Source organism: Frigoribacterium sp. Leaf164, assembly GCF_001423665.1.
GTDB classification, from domain to species: domain Bacteria; phylum Actinomycetota; class Actinomycetes; order Actinomycetales; family Microbacteriaceae; genus Frigoribacterium; species Frigoribacterium endophyticum.
In genome coordinates, this window is sequence record NZ_LMOX01000001.1 from 1304955 (window position 1) to 1323177 (window position 18223).

An 18223-nucleotide genomic window follows, 5' to 3' on the forward strand; every position below is an offset into this window, starting at 1 on the left:
TGGCAGGAGCCTAGGCCCGCGGTGCCTCCGCCGCACCCGTCGTGGTCACCACGGCTCGACAGCGTCCACCGGGCGGGCCGACGTCGGCGCTCAGCCCGCCTTCGCGGCCCGCCGTCGACGGACGGCCAGCACGGTCCGCACGCCGTAGACCACGGCGATGACCGCCCCGACGACGATGGTCACCCACGAGCCGTCGGGGGAGAGCAGCGCCTCCGCCGCGAAGACGAGGCCGAGGAAGGCGATGCCGGCGGTGATGGCCAACGACGCGGTGGTGGGGGCGGGAGGGGGCGTGTCGCTCATCCCGTGACCGTACCGTCACCCGCTCCGGGGGAGCAGCATCGGAGCATGCCCGCCGCCCCGCCGCTGCCGCACCGCCCCGTCACCCAGCACGACTGGCGCGACGTCGTCGGCCTGCACTGGGCGGTCGACCCCGCCCTCGCGGCGCCGCTGGTGCCCCGGGGCACGAGGCCCGACCTGCACGACGGGGCGGCCTGGGCGAGCCTCGCCGCCTACCGCTTCGTCGACAGCACCGTGCCGCCGCTGCCGCGCCTGGGGCGGCTCGGCACCATGACCGAGATCGTCGTCCAGCTCGCGACCGTCGACGACGAGGGCCGTCGAGGCATCGCGTACCGCTCGATCGACACCCAGCACGCGCCCGCCGTGGTCGCGGCTCGGCTGATCGGCCTGCCCTACGTCTGGGCCCGGGCCGGGAGCCGGGTGCGTGACGACGACGTCGCCCACCGCACGCAGCGCCGGGCAGGAGGCGCGGGCTCGGTCGTCCGGGTCGCCCTCGTCCCCGAGACGGTCGCCCCGCGCACGGCCGACGCCGACGAGACGACGAGGTTCCTCTCCGACCGCTGGGGGGTCCACACCGCACGCCGCGGAGTCACCGGCTGGTGGCGTCGCGCGCACGAGCCGTGGACCTTCCGCACGGGCACGGTCACGCGCCTCGACGACGGGCTCCTGGCCGCGGCGGGCCTGCCCGGCCTCGCCGAGCGCGAGCCCGACCGCGTGACGGTGTCACCGGGCGTCGTCGTCCGCTACTCGCGGGGCTGAGGGCGGCCCGCTCGGACGGCCACCCGGCGTCCACCGTCCCGTCACCGGGGCGCCGCCTCCTCGTCGTCCTCGCTCCCTACGGTGCTCGCGGGCCGGTCAGCACGACCGGCCGCACGACCGGCGGCCGCCCGCGGCCCCGCACCTGGAGGACACCGTGACCCCGACCCGCCCCCTCGCCGCCGCCGCGGCGCTCACCGTCCTCGCCCTCGGCCTCGCGGGCTGCACAGCCGCCGACGCCGCGGGCGACGACGCCGCCTCCGGCACCGCCGCGACCGCCACCAGCGCGGAGGACCTCGGGGGCATGGACGCCCTCGTCGCGGCCGCCGAGGCCGAGGGCGAGCTCAACGTGATCGCCCTGCCCGACACCTGGGCCAACTACGGGAAGATCATCGACGCCTTCGAAGCCGAGTACGACATCACGGTCAACAGCGACAGCCCCGACGTCTCGAGCGCGGAAGAGATCACGGCGGCGAAGAACCTCGCCGGGCAGGACACCGCGCCCGACGTCTTCGACCTGGGCTCGGCCGTGACGCTCGCGAACCTCGACCAGTTCGCGAAGTACAAGGTCGCGACGTGGGACGACATCGCCGACGACCACAAGGACGCGGACGGCGCCTGGGTCTACGACTACACCGGCCTGATGTCCGTCGGCTACGACGCGGACGCCGTGCCCGAGCCGGAGACCCTCGACGACCTGCTGGGCTCCGAGTACAGGGGGAAGGTCGCGATCAACGGCGACCCGACCCAGGCCGGCGCGGCCGCGGCGGCCGTCCAGTGGGCGGCGCTCCAGGACGGCGGCAGCGCCGACGACGTCAGCGCCGGGGTCAGCTGGTTCGGCGAGCTCGCCGACGCGGGCAACTTCCTGCCCACCGACCCGACCCCCGCCACGATCGCCTCGGGCGAGACGCCCGTCGTCTTCGACTGGAGCTACAACAACCTCGCGGCCGCGGCCGACGCGGGAGGGCGCGACTGGAGGACGGCCGTGCTGCCCGGGACGGCGCTCGGCAGCTACTACAACCAGGCCGTCAACGTCGACGCGCCCCACCCCGCCGCCGCGCGCCTGTGGCAGGAGTTCATCATGAGCGACGAGGCCCAGAACCTGTACCTCGCCGCCGGGGCGTACCCCGTGCGCCTGGCCGCGATGACCGAGGCCGGCACCGTCGACCAGGACGCCCTCGACGCCGTCGGCGAGCAGCCGGCCGACACCGTGCAGCTGACGACCGAGCAGACCGAGGCCGCCTCCGCGCTGCTCGCCGGCACCTGGGCGCAGGCGATCGGCTGATCGTGGTCGCGCTCGTCGAGGGGAGGCCCCCCGCGGCCGACCGCGACCGCGTCGACGGCGCCCGGCCCCCTCGGGCCCGGCGCCGTCCGGCGGCGTGGTGGGCCCTGACCCCGTTCGCGGTCTACGTCCTGCTCTTCCTCGCCGTGCCCTGCGTCGTCGCGCTGGGCACCGGCTTCGTGACGGGCGACGGCCGACCCAGCCTCTCGGCGCTCACCGCCCTCGGCGAGCCCCACGTGCTCCGCGCCTTCGGGAGCTCCGCGCTCGTGTCGGGGATCACCGCCGTCGTCGGCGCGGTCGTCGGCGCCGTCGTCTGCTGGGGACTCACCGCCCTCCGCCCGGACGGCCTCGTCCGCAGCCTCGTCGACTCGGCCGCGAGCGTCCTCGCGCAGTTCGGCGGCGTCATGCTCGCCTTCGCCTTCACGGCCACCATCGGGATCCAGGGCGTCGTCACCCAGCTGCTGCTCACCCGGCTGGGCGTCGACGTCTTCGCCGGCGGCGTCTGGTTCTACCAGGTGCCCGGGCTGCTGCTGCCCTACGTCTACTTCCAGGTGCCGCTCATGGTCATCACCTTCATGCCGGCCGTCACGGGGCTCAAGCCCCAGTGGCAGGAGGCGGTGGCCACCCTGGGCGGGACGCGGCGCGAGCACCTGCTCCGCGTCGTCGTGCCCGTGCTCGCACCGGCCTTCGTCGGCAGCGTGCTGCTGCTCTTCGCGAACGCCTTCTCCTCGTACGCGACCGCCGCAGCGCTGATCAGCCAGGGCGCCCAGATCGTGCCCCTGCAGATCCGCGCGGCGCTGGTCAGCGAGACGGTGCTGGGCCGCGAGCACGTCGCCGGCGTGCTCGCGCTCGGCATGGTCGTCGTCATGGTCGTGCTCATGACGCTCTACTCGCTGCTCCAGCGCCGCACGGAGCGGTGGCAGCGGTGACCCGCCGACGCGGGGAACCCGGGACGGCGCTGCGGAAGGCCGTCCTCGCCGTGGTCGGCGCCGTCTTCGCCGTCCCGATCGCGGCCATGGTCGCGTTCTCCCTCCGCTCGGCGGACGGGACGGGCCACGACCTGGGGCACTGGACCGCCCTCGCCGCCCCCGAGAACGAGAGGGCGTACCGCTCCCTCGTCGAGGGCGTCACGAACAGCCTCGTCCTCGCGGCGGTGACGGCCGTGCTCGTGCTCGTGCTGCTCGTGCCGACGATGGTCGTCGTGCACCTGCGGTACCCGGCGCTGGTGCGGCCCCTCGAGTTCGTCTGCCTCGTGCCCGTCACGGTGCCGGCGATCGTGCTCGTCGTCGGGCTGGCCCCGGTGTACTCGGTCGTCTCGCGGGTCGCCGGCTCGGGGGCCTGGACCCTCGCGCTGGCCTACGGGGTCACCGTCCTGCCCTACGCGCACCGCGCCGTCCAGGCCGACCTGGCCGCCACCGACCTCCGCACCCTCACCGAGGCGGCCCGGACCCTCGGCTCCGGCGGCGTCGCGACCCTCCTCCGTGTGGTGGTGCCGTCGCTCCGTCGCGGGCTCCTGGCCGCGGCGTTCATCACGGTGGCCGTCGTCCTGGGCGAGTACACGATCGCCAGCCTGCTGAACCGGGTGACGCTGCAGACGTCGCTCGTCCAGGTCTCGCGCAGCGACCCCTTCGCGGCCGTCATCCTCGCCCTGCTCGCCCTCCTGCTCGCGTTCCTGCTGCTCGCCGTCATCGGCAGGGTCGGCTCCGCCGGCGCGGGCCGCCCCGTCCTCCCCGGCCGCGACGTCGCGGCCCCCGCCCCAGCTCCCGCCCGGAAGGCCCTCCCGTGACCGCCACCGCCCCCGTCGACCCGACCACCGCCTCCTCGGCCCCGTCACCGACCGGTCGAGGCTCCGCGGCCGCGGGCGCCCGGACGACGTCGACCGCGGGCGCCGCGGTCGCCCTCCGCGGCGTGGTCAAGGAGTACGCGGGCCACGTCGCGCTCCGCGGCGTCGACCTCGACCTCGCGCCGGGGGAGCTCGTCGCCCTCCTCGGCCCCTCGGGCTGCGGCAAGACGACGGCACTGCGCACCCTCGCGGGGCTCGAGACGGTCACCGAGGGCCGCATCACGGTGGACGGGCGCGACGTCGTCGACGTGCCGACGCACCGCCGGGACGTCGGCATGGTCTTCCAGGCGTACTCGCTCTTCCCGCACCTGACGGTGCAGCAGAACGTCGAGTTCGGGCTCCGCACGCGGCGCGTAGCGCGGGCCGAGCGGGCGACCCGCGCCGCCGAGATGCTCGACCTGGTGGGCCTCGGGGAGCTGGGCGGCCAGTTCTCTCACCAGCTCTCGGGCGGCCAGCAGCAGCGCGTCGCCCTCGCCCGGGCGCTCGTCACGCGGCCCCGCGTGCTGCTGCTCGACGAGCCGCTCAGCGCGCTCGACGCGCAGGTGCGGGTGCAGCTGCGCGAGGAGATCCGTCGTCTGCAGCGCGAGCTCGCCATCACGACCCTCTTCGTGACGCACGACCAGGAGGAGGCCCTGGCCGTCGCCGACCGGGTCGCCGTGATGCGGGCCGGCGCGATCGAGCAGATCGGCACGCCCGAGCAGCTGTACTCGGCGCCGGCGACGCGGTTCGTCGCGGAGTTCGTCGGGTCGAGCAACCGGCTGCGGGCCGAGGTCGTCGACGGGCGGGTGCGGCTGCCCGGGCAGGAGGTCGCCGCCGTCGGCTCCCCGGACGACGGGGAGGCGTGGGCCTACGTGCGCCCGGAGGACGTCACGTTCGCCGACCGCGGGGTCGCGGGCGTCGTCGAGTCGGTGTCGTTCCTCGGCGCGGTCTGCCGCACGAAGGTCCGGACGTCGCCCGACGACGTCGTCGTGCTCGACCACCGCGCGCACGAGCGGCGCGAGGTCGGCGAGTCCGTCCACGTGGCGTTCACGCCGCGGGCCGTCGCCGTCGTGCCGTTCGGCTGACGGCGCCGGCGGCCCCCGGGGTCAGGAGGAGGACGAGGGCTCGGTCGAGCCCGTGCCCTTCTTCGCCGCGATGGCGTCGCGCTCGCCCCGCAGCGAGCGCACGGTCTCGGGGTCGAGGAAGTCGACGAACGGGTTCGGCTGACCGGTCTTGTCGGCCACGACCAGCGTGTACTCGGCGGCCGCCTGGCGCACGCGCTCGGTGGCGCGCCCCGCCTTCTTCGCCGAGAGCGGCCGGTCTCCCATCACCTCGCCGTGGTGCTCGAGGGCCTTGACCAGGGTCTTGAGGGCTGCATCGATCTTCTTGCTCACGGGGGCATGGTGGCACACCGAGGTGAACGGGCGAGCCCGGGGCGCAGGAGCGGTCGTCCGCCGGGAGGACCACGGTGGTCCTCCGGGCCGATCCGGGGCGGGCGTCGCCGCCCGTAGCGTCGCCGACATGCCCGCCACGCCCGCCTCCGGCCCCCTGCCCGCCGGCTCCCCGACCGCGGGTCGCCGAGCGCCGTCCCGCGACCGGGCCGTCGAGGCCCTCCGCGACCTCGTCGCCTTCGCGGTGCAGCAGGCCCTCTCCTGCGCCTTCGCCGTCGCCGTGCTCGTCGGCCTCGCCGTCACCTCGGTCGTCGACGTGGGGATCCCGCGGTACGACGCGATGCTCGTCTGGTGCGTCGCCGTGCAGGCGGCCTTCGTCGTCGGGCGGCTCGAGAGCCGCCGCGAACTGCTGGTGATCTGCGCCTTCCACCTCCTGGGCCTCGGCCTCGAGGTGGTCAAGGTCGCCGTCGGCTCGTGGTCCTACCCCGACGAGGGGGTCCTCCGCGTGGCCGACGTGCCGCTCTACAGCGGCTTCATGTACGCGGCCGTCGGGAGCTACGTCTGCCAGGCCTGGCGGCGCCTCGACCTCCGGGTCGACCGCGTGCGGACGGGCCCGGCGCTGGCCCTCGCGGCCGCCTTCTACCTGAACTTCCTCACGAACCACTGGCTGCCCGACGTCCGGTGGCCGCTGATGGCGGTGGCCGTCCTCCTCCTCGGCCGGCACCGGGTCGCCTTCACCGTCCGGGGGAGGGTCCGTCGCATGCCGCTCCTCGTCTCGTTCGCGCTCATCGCCGTCTTCATCTGGCTCGCGGAGAACGCGGCGACCCTCGTCGGGGCCTGGGCCTACGCCTCCCAGGCCGACGGCTGGTCGATCGTGCACCCGTCGAAGATCGGCTCGTGGACGGTGCTCGTCGTCTTCAGCGTGGTGCTCGTCATCTGGCTGCACCAGCGCGCCGACGACGCCGCGGCACGGGCGGCCGCCTCAGGCGACGCCGCCACCGCCGAGGCCGAGGTCGAGTCGCCCCGTCGCGAGGACGGCGTCGAGCACGAGGTGCGCCACCTCGTCCTTCGTCCCGGCCAGGCGGCCGACCTCGTCGCCCCCGGCGCCCAGCACGACGACGTCGGAGTCGTCGGTGCCGAAGCCGGTCGACCAGCCGACCGGGTTGAGCACCAGCAGGTCGCAGCCCTTGCGGGCGAGCTTCCGGCGCCCGAGGTCGAGCAGCTCCCCGGGCGACGTGGCCGTCTCGGCGGCGAAGCCGACGACGACCTGGTCGGCCGGCCGTGAGGCGCTGAGGGCCGCGAGCACGTCGGTCGTCCTGACCAGGCGGAGCGTCAGCTCGTCGCCCCGGTCGTCCTTGCGGATCTTCGACGCGGCCACCTCGACGGGGCGGTAGTCGGCGACCGCCGCCGCCATGACGACGACGTCGGCCCCGATCGAGGAGGCGGTGGTCGCGTCGAGCAGCTCGCTCGCGGTGCCCGCCGCCACGACCTCGACGCCGGGGAGGAGCGCCGCCGCCCGGGCGACGTCGTCGTCCAGGTGCGCGGCCACGAGGGTCACGGCAGCTCCGCGGGACGCGGCGGCCCGGGCCAGGGCGAGCCCCTGTCGACCGCTCGACCGGTTGCCGAGGAACCTCACGGGGTCGAGGGGCTCGCGGGTGCCGCCGGCCGTCACGACGACGCGGCGACCCGCCAGGTCACGGGGGCGCGCCTCCTCGGCCCCGGCAACGGCCGCGAGCGCGGCCTCGACGATCACGTCCGGCTCGCTGAGCCGACCCGGCCCGCTGTCGCCACCGGTGAGCGGCCCGTCGTCGGGGCCGACCACGACCACGCCCCGCGAGCGCAGCAGCTCGACGTTCGCGACGGTGGCGGCGTTCCGCCACATCTCGGTGTGCATGGCGGGGGCGACGACCAGGGGAGCCGTGCTCGCGAGGATCGTCGTGCCGAGGAGGTCGTCGGCGAGCCCGTGCGCGATCGCCGCGAGGGTGTGGGCCGTCGCCGGCGCGACGACGACGAGGTCCGCCGCCTGGCCGAGCGCGACGTGGCGCACCTGGGCGACGTCGTCGAAGACGGAGGTGTGCACCGGGTTGCGGCTGATGGCCTCGAAGGTGGGCAGGCCCACGAACCGCAGGGCCGCCTCCGTCGGGACGACGTGGACGTCGTGGCCCCGGACGACGAGGCCGCGGACGACGCTGACCGCCTTGTACGCGGCGATCCCGCCCGAGACGCCGACCACGACCGTGAGGCGCCGGGCGCCCTCGCCGTCGTCGTCTCGTCGGTGCTGGCCACGGTCGGTCTGTCCGGTCACGGTTCCCCTGACGTCGGGGGCCGTCGGGGAAGCGCCGGCGGCCCGGTAGCGTTGCTGCCTCCACGATGCCCCATCCCGGGGTGGTCGCGCCCCCGACCCGGCCGAGGAGCCTCCCCGTGTGCACAGTCGTCGTCTCCGTCGCCCCGTCCGGCCCCTGGCCCGTGGTGTTCCTCGGCCTCCGCGACGAGGCCGCCGACCGCCCGTGGGATCCTCCGGCCGCCTGGTGGCCCGAGCTCGGCGAGCGGGTGCAGGGCGTCCACGACCGGGAGGCCGGCGGGGCCTGGCTGGCCACGGCGACGGGCCCGGCCCGCGCCTCCGTCGTCCTCAACCGGCACGAGCGGCCGCCGGAGCCGGAGGGCGGGTGGGAGACCCGAGGGGTGCTGCCGCTCCGCGCGGCGGCCGACGGCGACCTGCCCGCCGGGCGTCCGCGCCAGCGTCCCTTCACGCTCCTCACGGCGGACCTGGAGGGGGCGTCGGTGACCTCGTGGGACGGCTCCGCCCTCAGGGCCGAGCGGCTCGCCCCGGGGGTGCACGTGCTCACGCACGGGGCGGTGGACGACCCGTCGGTGCCGCGCGTGGCTCGCTGGGCCCCGCGGTTCCGCGCGGCGGAGGCGCCCACGGGGCCGCCGCCCGCCGAGGGCCGGGCGGACGGGCTCGGCGGTCTCGACGCCCTCGCCGACGCGGGCTCCTCGTGGGGGCCGTGGCTCGACGTGCTCCGCGAGAGCACGGCGCTCGATGAGCGCGACCCGGAGGCCCTGGTGCGCTCCGACCTGCTCGACGGCCGCTGGCTCGGGTCGCTGTCGCTCTCCCTCGTCGCGGTCGCCGCCGACGACGTCCGGCACGTGCACGTGAGGCTCGACGACGAGACGCGGCGTCATCGGGAATCAGCGGGGGCGACGCGCGGTTAGTGTCGGGAGCCACGCCCGACCCGGGCGCAGGAGCACCCCCGACCAGGAAGTCCGACGTGAAGATCACCGCGCCCCGCACCCGCCTCGCCCGCACCGCCCGCACCGTCGCCCTCACCGGCGTCGTCGCCGCCTCCGTGCTCGGCCTCAGCGCCTGCGCCCCCGCGTCGACCGACGGCGTGGTCAGCGCGCCGACCGGCAGCAGCACCGCCGCGGCGGGGGAGGGCACGACCCTCGCCGACGTGCAGGACGCCGGGAAGCTCGTCGTCGGCACCGAGGGCACCTACAAGCCGTTCACCTTCCACGAGGACGGCTCCGGCGAGCTCACCGGCTACGACGTCGAGGTCGTCACCGCCGTCGCCGAGAAGCTGGGAGTCACGCCCGAGTTCCAGGAGACCCAGTGGGACGCGATCTTCGCGGGCCTCGACGCGGGCCGCTTCGACCTCATCGCCAACCAGGTCTCGATCACCGACGAGCGCGAGGCCAAGTACGACTTCTCGGCCCCGTACACGGTGAGCCGCGGCGTGGTCATCGTGCCGGCCGACGACACCTCCATCACGTCGCTCGCCGACCTCGACGGCAAGACCACCGCGCAGTCGCAGTCGAGCAACTGGTACACCACCGCCAAGGACGCCGGCGCCGACGTCGAGGTCGTCGAGGGCTGGGCGCAGTCGATCGCCCTCCTCGAGCAGGGGCGCATCGACGCCACGGTCAACGACGAGCTGACCTTCCTCGACTACCAGCAGACCGACCCGACGGCCGCGGCCGCGGTCAAGGTCGGCGCCACCACCGACGACGTCTCCGAGAGCGCCTTCGTGGTCGCGAAGGGGTCCGACGACCTCGTCGCCGCGATCGACGACGCCCTCGACGAGCTGCGCGCCGACGGCACGCTCGCCTCGATCTCCGAGAAGTACTTCGGCAGCGACGTCAGCGAGTAGCCCGTGCCGTCGTCCGACCTCTTCTGGCGGTCGCTCTGGCCGATCGTGTCGGGCGCCCTCGTGGCCTCGATCCCGCTGGCCCTCGCCTCCATGGCCATCGGGCTCGTCATCGCCCTGGTGGTCGCCCTCATGCGGCTGTCGCCGACGCGCTGGCTGCGGTGGCCGGCCCGCGTCTTCGTCTCGGTCATCCGGGGCACGCCCCTCCTCGTGCAGCTGTTCGTGGTCTTCTACGGGCTGCCGTCGATCGGCGTGCGCCTCGACCCCTGGCCGAGCGCGATCATCGCGTTCTCGCTCAACGTGGGCGGCTACGGCGCCGAGGTGATCCGGGCGGCGATCCAGTCGGTGCCGCGCGGCCAGTGGGAGGCGGCGCACACGATCGGCATGTCGCGCTCGCTCGCGCTGCGGCGCGTCGTGCTGCCGCAGGCGGCGCGCGTCTCCGTGCCCCCGCTCTCGAACACGTTCATCTCGCTCGTCAAGGACACCTCGCTCGCCTCGCTGATCCTCGTCACCGAGCTCTTCCGGCAGGCACAGCAGATCGCGACGGTCTCGAACGAGTTCATGCTGCTGTACCTCGAGGCCGCCCTGGTCTACTGGGTCATCTGCCTCGCCCTGTCGACCGGCCAGGGCGCCCTCGAGAAGAAGCTGGACCGCCATGTCGCCCGCTGACGCCTCCGCCGCCGGCCCCGCCCGCGCCTCCTCGTCCGCCCCCGCCGTGCTGACCGTGACCGGGCTCACGAAGTCGTTCGGGGGCACGGCCGTGCTGAAGGGCATCGACCTCTCCGTCCGCCGTGGCCAGGTGGTCGCGATCATCGGGCCCTCCGGCTCGGGCAAGACCACGGTGCTGCGGTCGCTCAACAGCCTCGAGGTGCCCGACGGCGGCACCGTCGCCCTCTCGACCGGGCAGGTGCTGGACTTCGGGGCGGGGGCGTCGAAGCGCGAGCTGCTCGCCCTCCGCGACCGGTCGTCGATGGTGTTCCAGCACTTCAACCTCTTCCCGCACATGACCGTGCTGCAGAACGTCGTCGAGGGGCCGATCCGCGTCCAGGGGCGCGACCCGGAGGAGGCGCGGAGCGAGGCCCGGGGTCTGCTCGCGCGCGTGGGCCTCGGCGGCCGCGAGGACGCCTACCCCGTCGAGCTCTCCGGCGGGCAGCAGCAGCGCGTGGGCATCGTGCGCGCGCTGGCGCTCCGGCCCGAGCTGCTGCTCTTCGACGAGCCGACCTCCGCCCTCGACCCCGAGCTCGTCGGCGACGTGCTCACCGTCGTGAAGGAGCTGGCGGAGGAGGGCTGGACGATGATCGTCGTCACGCACGAGCTCGAGTTCGCCCGGCGGGTGGCCGACGAGGTCGTCTTCATGGACGACGGCGTCGTGGTCGAGCGCGGCACGCCGGCCGCCGTCCTCAACCGCCCGCGCGAGGCGCGCACGCAGCAGTTCCTGCGACGGGTGCTGCGGCCGCTCGACGACTGACGCCGACCGCGGCGTGCGCGGGCCGGGCGGCCTCCGGGAACACACGGCGCCCCCGCGTCGTTGCACGACGGTGCCGTGGTCGACCCTCGGTACGATCGGCGAGAAGGGACACCGTGACCACCACCTCTACGACCGCCGGCCCCCGGGCCGCCGCGACGACAGCCTCCCCGGGGCCGCTCTCCGACGACGAGGCCACGCGCCTCCGCGCCGACTTCCCGCTCCTCGCGCAGGAGGTCTCGGGCGAGCCGCTGGCGTACCTCGACTCCGGCGCGACCGCGCAGCGGCCCCGTGCCGTGCTCGACGCGGAGCGCGCCTTCCTCGAGACGACCAACTCGGCCGTGCACCGCGGCGCGCACACGCTCGCCGCCCTGGCGACCGAGGCCTTCGAGGAGGCGCGGGAGACCGTGGCCGGCCTGCTCGGCGCCTCCGCGGACGAGGTCGTCTGGACGGCGAACGCCACGGACGCCCTGAACCTCGTGGCCTACGGCATGGCGAACGCGACCCACGGCCGCGGCGGCGAGTCCGCCCGCAGGTTCGCCCTCCGGCCCGGCGACGAGATCGTCGTCACCGAGGCGGAGCACCACGCCAACCTCGTCCCCTGGCAGGAGCTAGCGGCCGTGACGGGAGCGGTGCTCCGCGCCGTCGCGGTCGACGACGACGGCGTGTGGACGGCCGCCGACGCCGCGGCCGTGATCGGCCCGCGGACGCGCGTCGTGGCCGTCGCCCACGTCTCGAACGTCACCGGGCTGGTCGCCCCCGTCGACGAGGTCGTCGCGCTCGCACACGCCGTCGGCGCGCTCGTCGTGCTCGACGCCTGCCAGTCGGTGCCCCACCGCCCCGTCGACGTCCGCGCCCTCGACGTCGACTTCCTCGCGTTCTCGGGCCACAAGATGCTCGGGCCCACCGGCATCGGGGTGCTCTGGGGGAGGGCCGAGCTGCTGGGCGCGCTGCCGCCCTTCCGCACGGGCGGGTCGATGATCACCACCGTCACGCTCGACTCGGCCGAGTACCTGCCCGCCCCGCAGCGCTTCGAGGCCGGCACGCAGCCGGTCTCGCAGGCCGTCGCCCTCGCCGAGGCCGTCCGGTACCTCCGGGCCGTCGGGCTCGACCGCGTCCAGCAGCACGAGGAGGCGCTGGCCGAGTCGCTCGTCAGGGGCCTCTCCGCGATCCCCGGCGTCCGTGTCGTCGGGCCGCCGGCGGGCGTGGCCCGCTCGGGCCTCGCCAGCTTCGTCGTGGACGGCGTCCACGCCCACGACGTCGGGCAGTACCTCGACGCTCAGGGCATCGCGGTGCGCGTCGGGCACCACTGCGCCCAGCCGCTGCACCGCCGGCTCGGCGTCACCGCGACCACACGGGCCAGCACGTACCTGTACACGACCACGGAGGACGTGGCGCGGCTGCTGGCCGGGGTCGCCGGGGTCCGCGCGTACTTCGGCGCGGACGACGGCGTGGCGGCCCCGGCCGGGGAGGGAGACCGATGAGCGGCGCCCTCGACTCCCTGTACCAGCAGGTGATCCTCGACCACGCCAAGGCGCGGCACGGCGACGGCGACCTGCCCGGGGCCGGCGCGGAGCACTACGAACGGAACCCCACCTGCGGCGACGAGATCACCGTGCGCGTCGCGCTCGTCCCCGGCACGGACCGCGTCGAGTCGCTGCGCTGGCAGGGCGCCGGCTGCAGCATCTCGATGGCGTCGGCGTCCGTCCTCGCCGACCTCGCTCCGGGCCTGACGCTCGACGAGCTCCGGGGCCGGGTGGGGGCGTTCCGCGACATGATGCGGTCCCGCGGGGCGGGCGAGCCCGACGACGAGCTGCTCGGTGACGCCGTCGCCTTCCACGGCGTCTCGAAGTTCGTCATGCGCGTGAAGTGCGGCATGCTCGCCTGGGTGGCGGCGGAGGCCTGCGCCGTCGAGCTCGCCGCGTAGCGGGGAGGGGCGTCGCCCGCCGCTAAACTGGCCGCCGTCCCCCGAACGCCAAGGAGCACACGACCGTGTCTGACCAGCCTGCCCCCGACGCCAGCGTCACCCCCGACAGCGGCGCCACCGCCCGCCCGGAGACGGTCGAGGTGACGCAGACGACGACCGGCCTCGAGCTGTTCACCGACAAGGCCGTCGTGGCGATCCGCGTGGCGGGCGAGCTCCGCGACCTCGCGTCCGAGGTGCACGCCGGCGACGTCGTCGAGCCGGTCCTGATCGACTCGCCCGACGGGCTCTCGATCCTGCGGCACTCGGCGGCCCACGTCATGGCCCAGGCGGTGCAGGCGATCAACCCCGAGGCCAAGCTCGGCATCGGGCCGCCCGTCACCGACGGCTTCTACTACGACTTCGACGTCGCCGAGCCGTTCACGCCCGACGACCTCAAGGCGATCGAGAAGGGCATGGAGCGGATCATCCGCCAGGGCCAGCGCTTCCGCCGTCGCGTCGTGACCGAGGCGGAGGCCCGGGAGCTCCTGGCCGACGAGCCCTACAAGCTCGAGCTCGTGGGGCTGAAGGGCGGCACCGACGGCGTCGGCGACGACGGCGAGTCCGTCGAGGTCGGAGGGGCGGAGCTCACCGTCTACGACAACGTCGACCCGAAGACCGGCGACGTGGTCTGGTACGACCTCTGCCGCGGTCCGCACCTGCCGAGCACGCGACTCCTCGGCAACGCCACGAAGCTGATGCGCGTGGCCGCCGCCTACTGGCGCGGCTCGGAGAAGAACCCCCAGCTGCAGCGCATCTACGGGACGGCCTGGCCCACGAAGGACGAGCTGCGGGCCTACCAGGCCCGCCTCGAGGAGGCCGCGAAGCGCGACCACCGCAAGCTCGGCGTCGAGCTCGACCTGTTCTCGTTCCCGGACGAGATCGGCTCCGGGCTCGCGATCTTCCACCCGAAGGGCGGCATCATCCGCCGCGAGATGGAGGACTACTCGCGACGGCGCCACGAGGCCGCCGGCTACGACTTCGTCTACACGCCCCACATCACCAAGGCCAGCCTGTTCGAGACCTCCGGCCACCTCGGCTGGTACAAGGACGGCATGTTCCCGGCGATGAAGCTCGACGAGGCCCGCAACGACGAGGGCGAGGTCACCCGCCAGGGCGCCGACTACTACCTCAAGCCCATGAACTGCCCGATGCACATCCTCGCCTACCGGTCGCAGCCGCGCTCGTACCGCGACCTGCCGCTCCGGCTCTTCGAGTTCGGCACGGTCTACCGCAACGAGAAGTCCGGCGTCATCCACGGCTTGACGCGCGTCCGCGGCATGACCCAGGACGACGCCCACATCTTCACGACCCGCGAGAAGATGAAGGAAGAGCTGACCGGCACGCTCGCCTTCGTGCTGTCGCTGCTCCGCGACTACGGCCTCACCGACTTCTACCTCGAGCTCAGCACGAAGGACCCGGAGAAGTACGTCGGCGACGACGACATCTGGGAGACCGCGACGTCGACCCTGCGCGAGGTCGCGGAGGAGTCCGGCCTCGAGCTGGTGCCCGACCCGGGCGGGGCCGCGTTCTACGGCCCGAAGATCTCCGTCCAGGCCCGCGACGCCATCGGCCGCACCTGGCAGATGTCGACGGTGCAGCTCGACTTCAACCTGCCCGAGCGGTTCGAGCTGGAGTACGCGGCCGCCGACGGCACGCGCCAGCGCCCGGTCATGATCCACCGGGCCCTCTTCGGCACCATCGAGCGGTTCTTCGGCGTGCTCACGGAGCACTACGCCGGGGCCTTCCCGGTCTGGCTCTCGCCCGTGCAGGTCGTCGCGATCCCGGTGGCCGACGAGTACGGCGACTACCTCGACGGCGTCGTCGCGCAGCTGAAGGAGAAGGGCGTGCGCGCCCAGGTCGACCACGGCGACGACCGGTTCCCGAAGAAGATCCGCACGCACACGAAGTCCAAGGTGCCGTTCCAGCTCATCGCCGGCGAGGAGGACCGCGCCGCGGGGGCCGTCAGCTTCCGCTACCGCGACGGCTCCCAGGAGAACGGCGTGCCCGTCGCCGACGCCGTCGCGAAGATCCTCGAGGCCATCGAGACGAAGGCCCAGGTCTGAGGGTGACGGCGAGCACGCCCGCCGGCTCCGGGGGAGAGGGCGCGACGCCCGCCCCCGGGGAGTCGGCGGGCGACTTCGCGGGCGTGCCCGACGCCTTCCAGCGACTCTGGACTCCGCACCGCGCCGTGTACGTCGCCGGCGGGCAGGGCGCGCACGACGACGACTCGTGCCCGTTCTGCCGTGCGCCGTCGCGACCCGACGAGGAGGCGCTGGTCGTCGCCCGCGGCCGCCACGCCTACGTCCTCCTGAACCTGTTCCCGTACAACCCGGGTCACCTGCTGGTCTGCCCGTACCGGCACGTCTCCACCTACGACCTCGCGACTCCCGAGGAGGTCGCGGAGATCGGGGCGCTGACGCAGACGGCCATGCGCGTGCTCACCGAGGTGTCCCACGCGCAGGGGTTCAACCTGGGCATGAACCAGGGAGCCGTGGGCGGCGCGGGGATCGCGGCGCACCTCCACCAGCACGTCGTGCCGCGCTACGCGGGCGACTCGAACTTCTTCCCCATCGTGGCGGGCACGAAGGCGATCACGCAGCTGCTCGGCGACGTCCGCACCGCGGTCGCCGAGGCGTGGCCGCACGACGAGGCCACTTCGGCACCGGCGGCGTCACCGGGGCCCGCAGCCTGACGAGTGCGCCTAAACTAGGCGCATCATGAGCGACAGCACCCCGACCTCCGTCCCCACCTCCGCCTCCTCGTCGACCGCCGCCGGCACGACCGGCTCCGACCGGGTCAAGCGCGGCCTCGCAGAGATGCTGAAGGGCGGCGTGATCATGGACGTCGTCGACGTCGAGCAGGCGAAGATCGCGGAGGAGGCCGGCGCCGTCGCCGTCATGGCCCTCGAGCGCGTGCCCGCCGACATCCGCTCGCAGGGCGGCGTCGCCCGCATGAGCGACCCCGACATGATCGACGAGATCATCGCCGCCGTCTCCATCCCCGTCATGGCCAAGGCCCGAATCGGCCACTTCGTCGAGGCGCAGGTCCTGCAGACCCTCGGCGTCGACTACATCGACGAGTCCGAGGTCCTCAGCCCGGCCGACTACGTCAACCACATCGACAAGTGGAACTTCACCGTCCCCTTCGTCTGCGGCGCGACGAACCTCGGCGAGGCCCTCCGCCGCATCACCGAGGGCGCGGCCATGATCCGCTCGAAGGGCGAGGCCGGCACCGGCGACGTCTCCGAGGCGACCAAGCACATCCGCACCATCTCGAAGGAGATCGCGCAGCTCAAGGGCCTCGCGAAGGACGAGCTCTACGTCGCCGCGAAGGAGCTCCAGGCTCCGTACGAGCTCGTCGCCGAGATCGCCGCGACGGGCAAGCTGCCCGTCGTCCTCTTCACCGCCGGCGGCGTCGCGACCCCGGCCGACGCCGCGCTCATGATGCAGCTCGGCGCCGACGGCGTCTTCGTCGGCTCCGGCATCTTCAAGTCCGGCAACCCGCGTGAGCGGGCGGCCGCCATCGTCAAGGCGACCACGTTCTTCGACGACCCGCAGGTCGTGGCCGACGCGTCCCGTGGCCTGGGCGAGGCCATGGTCGGCATCAACGTGCCCGACCTGCCGGCGCCCCACCGCCTCGCCGAGCGTGGCTGGTAGCCCCTCGACGGAGGCACGGGGCCCCCGGGTGGGGGTCCTCGCCCTCCAGGGCGACTTCCGTGAGCACCTCGCGGTGCTCACGGCCCTCGGCGCCGAGGCCGTGCCCGTCCGTCGCCCCGACGAGCTGGCCTCGGTCTCCGGCCTCGTCATCCCCGGCGGGGAGTCCACCGTGATGGACAAGCTCTCCCGGACCTTCGGCATGGCCGAGCCCCTCCGTGCCGCGGTGGACGGCGGCCTGCCCGTCTACGGCACCTGCGCGGGCCTCATCATGCTGGCCGACCACGTCGTCGACGGCACCCCCGGGCAGCGCACGATCGGCGGGCTCGACGTCTCCGTCCGCCGCAACGCGTTCGGCGGCCAGACCGACTCCTTCGAGACCGACCTCGACGTGCCCGTCATCGGCGGCCCTCCCGTGCACGCGGTCTTCATCCGCGCCCCCGTCGTCGACAGGGTCGGGTCGCTGGCCACCGCGGTGGGCGTGCTCGACGACGGCCGCGTGGTCGCGGTCGAGCAGGGCTCCCTGCTCGGCACCGCGTTCCACCCCGAGGTCACGGCCGACTACCGGTTCCACGCCCGGTTCCTCGACAAGGCCCGCGCCTTCGCCTCCCGCTGACCTCTCCGGCGGCGACGGCCGGTACACTGATCCGGATCATCTGCCGTAGGTAAGGAGCACCGTGTCCGGGCATTCCAAGTGGGCCACGACCAAGCACAAGAAGGCCGTCATCGACAGCCGTCGCGCGAAGTCGTTCGCCAAGCTCATCAAGAACATCGAGGTCGCCGCCAAGCAGGGCGGTGCGGACATGTCGGGCAACCCGACCCTGGTCGACGCGGTGCAGAAGGCCAAGAAGACCTCGGTGCCGAACGACAACATCGACCGCGCGATCAAGCGCGGCGCCGGCCTCAGCGGCGAGGTCGTCGACTACCAGACCATCATGTACGAGGGCTACGGCCCGAACGGCGTCGCCCTGTTGATCGAGTGCCTCACCGACAACAAGAACCGGGCCGCCGCCAACGTCCGCACGGTCATGTCGCGCAACGGCGGCACCATGGCCGACCCCGGCAGCGTGGCGTACAACTTCAGCCGCAAGGGCGTCATCGCGGTCATGAAGACCGACGAGCTGACGGAGGACGACGTCCTCACCGCCGTCCTCGACGCCGGCGCCGAGGAGGTCACCGACCGCGGTGAGGGCTTCGAGATCGTGACGGAGCCGTCCGACCTCGTCCCCACCCGCACCGCGCTCCAGGACGCCGGCATCGACTACGACTCCGCCGACGTGGAGTTCGTGCCCGGCCTCAAGATCGAGGTCGACCTCGAGACGGCCCGCAAGGTGTTCCGGCTCGTCGACGCGCTCGACGACGACGACGACGTCCAGAACGTCTACGCCAACTTCGACGTTCCCGCCGACGTGCAGGCCGCGCTCGACGACGACGACGAAGACTGAC

Annotated in this window: 19 protein-coding genes and 1 pseudogene; 17 read left to right on the forward strand and 3 right to left on the reverse strand. The window is 73.9% G+C overall.

What is annotated here, in order from left to right; translation table 11 throughout:
* Positions 1 to 90: 90 nt before the first annotated feature.
* Positions 91 to 300 carry a hypothetical protein gene (locus ASF82_RS05855; protein ID WP_056054598.1) on the reverse strand — a complete coding sequence of 70 codons (210 nt, stop codon included), beginning with the start codon at positions 298 to 300 and terminating at the stop codon, positions 91 to 93.
* 45 nt (positions 301 to 345) lie between these two features.
* Here ASF82_RS05855 and ASF82_RS05860 point away from each other — a divergent pair, with 45 nt between their 5' ends.
* The 5 genes from ASF82_RS05860 to ASF82_RS05880 all read left to right on the forward strand — a co-directional run bounded on the left by ASF82_RS05860 (position 346) and on the right by ASF82_RS05880 (position 5242).
* A complete protein-coding gene (locus tag ASF82_RS05860; RefSeq protein WP_056054601.1) occupies positions 346 to 1056 on the forward strand; it encodes a YqjF family protein in 711 nt (236 codons plus the stop codon).
* A gap of 154 nt (positions 1057 to 1210) precedes the next feature.
* Positions 1211 to 2338 carry an ABC transporter substrate-binding protein gene (locus ASF82_RS05865; protein ID WP_056054604.1) on the forward strand — a complete coding sequence of 376 codons (1128 nt, stop codon included), beginning with the start codon at positions 1211 to 1213 and terminating at the stop codon, positions 2336 to 2338.
* Between the two features lie 2 nt (positions 2339 to 2340).
* Complete coding sequence (locus ASF82_RS05870; RefSeq protein WP_369814254.1) at positions 2341 to 3264, forward strand: ABC transporter permease; 924 nt, start codon at positions 2341 to 2343, stop codon at positions 3262 to 3264.
* Entirely contained in the window at positions 3261 to 4121 is an 861-nt protein-coding gene (locus ASF82_RS05875) for an ABC transporter permease subunit (protein WP_235491170.1), read from the forward strand. The genes ASF82_RS05870 and ASF82_RS05875 overlap by 4 nt, the downstream gene beginning before the upstream one ends.
* A complete protein-coding gene (locus ASF82_RS05880) occupies positions 4118 to 5242 on the forward strand; it encodes an ABC transporter ATP-binding protein (protein WP_056054606.1) in 1125 nt (374 codons plus the stop codon). Before ASF82_RS05875 ends, ASF82_RS05880 begins: the two co-directional genes overlap by 4 nt.
* Positions 5243 to 5263: 21 nt before the next feature.
* Here the strand turns inward: ASF82_RS05880 and ASF82_RS05885 are convergent, their stop codons facing one another.
* Positions 5264 to 5551: a hypothetical protein gene (locus ASF82_RS05885; protein WP_056054607.1), complete on the reverse strand. Its 288-nt coding sequence runs from the start codon at positions 5549 to 5551 to the stop codon at positions 5264 to 5266.
* 127 nt (positions 5552 to 5678) lie between these two features.
* Between ASF82_RS05885 and ASF82_RS16075 the strand changes: the two are divergent.
* Positions 5679 to 6461: pseudogene (locus tag ASF82_RS16075) on the forward strand (DUF817 domain-containing protein); the annotation flags it as partial.
* Positions 6462 to 6530: 69 nt separating this feature from the next.
* Here ASF82_RS16075 and coaBC read toward each other — a convergent pair.
* A complete protein-coding gene (gene coaBC, locus ASF82_RS05890) occupies positions 6531 to 7781 on the reverse strand; it encodes a bifunctional phosphopantothenoylcysteine decarboxylase/phosphopantothenate--cysteine ligase CoaBC (protein WP_056055888.1) in 1251 nt (416 codons plus the stop codon).
* 188 nt (positions 7782 to 7969) lie between these two features.
* Between coaBC and ASF82_RS05895 the strand changes: the two genes are divergently transcribed.
* The 11 genes from ASF82_RS05895 to ASF82_RS05945 all read left to right on the forward strand — a co-directional run bounded on the left by ASF82_RS05895 (position 7970) and on the right by ASF82_RS05945 (position 18222).
* Entirely contained in the window at positions 7970 to 8761 is a 792-nt protein-coding gene (locus ASF82_RS05895) for an NRDE family protein (protein WP_056054610.1), read from the forward strand.
* A 56-nt stretch (positions 8762 to 8817) separates the two neighbouring features.
* A complete protein-coding gene (locus ASF82_RS05900) occupies positions 8818 to 9696 on the forward strand; it encodes an amino acid ABC transporter substrate-binding protein (RefSeq protein ID WP_235491171.1) in 879 nt (292 codons plus the stop codon).
* Positions 9697 to 9699: 3 nt separating this feature from the next.
* The gene (locus ASF82_RS05905) at positions 9700 to 10362 is read left to right on the forward strand and encodes an amino acid ABC transporter permease (RefSeq protein ID WP_056054613.1); all 663 of its coding nucleotides are present in this window, start codon (positions 9700 to 9702) and stop codon (positions 10360 to 10362) included.
* Positions 10349 to 11161: an amino acid ABC transporter ATP-binding protein gene (locus ASF82_RS05910; protein ID WP_056054617.1), complete on the forward strand. Its 813-nt coding sequence runs from the start codon at positions 10349 to 10351 to the stop codon at positions 11159 to 11161. Before ASF82_RS05905 ends, ASF82_RS05910 begins: the two co-directional genes overlap by 14 nt.
* A 113-nt stretch (positions 11162 to 11274) precedes the next feature.
* Positions 11275 to 12642, forward strand: coding sequence for an aminotransferase class V-fold PLP-dependent enzyme (locus ASF82_RS05915; protein ID WP_056054622.1), 1368 nt, complete (start codon positions 11275 to 11277; stop codon positions 12640 to 12642).
* On the forward strand, positions 12639 to 13085 hold the full coding sequence (sufU, locus tag ASF82_RS05920) for a Fe-S cluster assembly sulfur transfer protein SufU (RefSeq protein WP_056054625.1): 447 nt from the start codon (positions 12639 to 12641) through the stop codon (positions 13083 to 13085). Before ASF82_RS05915 ends, sufU begins: the two co-directional genes overlap by 4 nt.
* A 140-nt stretch (positions 13086 to 13225) precedes the next feature.
* Entirely contained in the window at positions 13226 to 15187 is a 1962-nt protein-coding gene (gene thrS, locus ASF82_RS05925) for a threonine--tRNA ligase (RefSeq protein ID WP_056055891.1), read from the forward strand.
* A 2-nt stretch (positions 15188 to 15189) separates the two neighbouring features.
* The gene (locus ASF82_RS05930; RefSeq protein ID WP_056054628.1) at positions 15190 to 15816 is read left to right on the forward strand and encodes an HIT domain-containing protein; all 627 of its coding nucleotides are present in this window, start codon (positions 15190 to 15192) and stop codon (positions 15814 to 15816) included.
* A 25-nt stretch (positions 15817 to 15841) separates the two neighbouring features.
* Positions 15842 to 16780, forward strand: a complete 939-nt coding sequence (gene pdxS / locus ASF82_RS05935; RefSeq protein WP_056054631.1) for a pyridoxal 5'-phosphate synthase lyase subunit PdxS — start codon at positions 15842 to 15844, stop codon at positions 16778 to 16780.
* Entirely contained in the window at positions 16770 to 17393 is a 624-nt protein-coding gene (pdxT, locus tag ASF82_RS05940) for a pyridoxal 5'-phosphate synthase glutaminase subunit PdxT (RefSeq protein WP_056054635.1), read from the forward strand. The genes pdxS and pdxT overlap by 11 nt, the downstream gene beginning before the upstream one ends.
* A gap of 61 nt (positions 17394 to 17454) precedes the next feature.
* Complete coding sequence (locus ASF82_RS05945; RefSeq protein WP_056054637.1) at positions 17455 to 18222, forward strand: YebC/PmpR family DNA-binding transcriptional regulator; 768 nt, start codon at positions 17455 to 17457, stop codon at positions 18220 to 18222.
* Position 18223 lies beyond the last annotated feature (1 nt).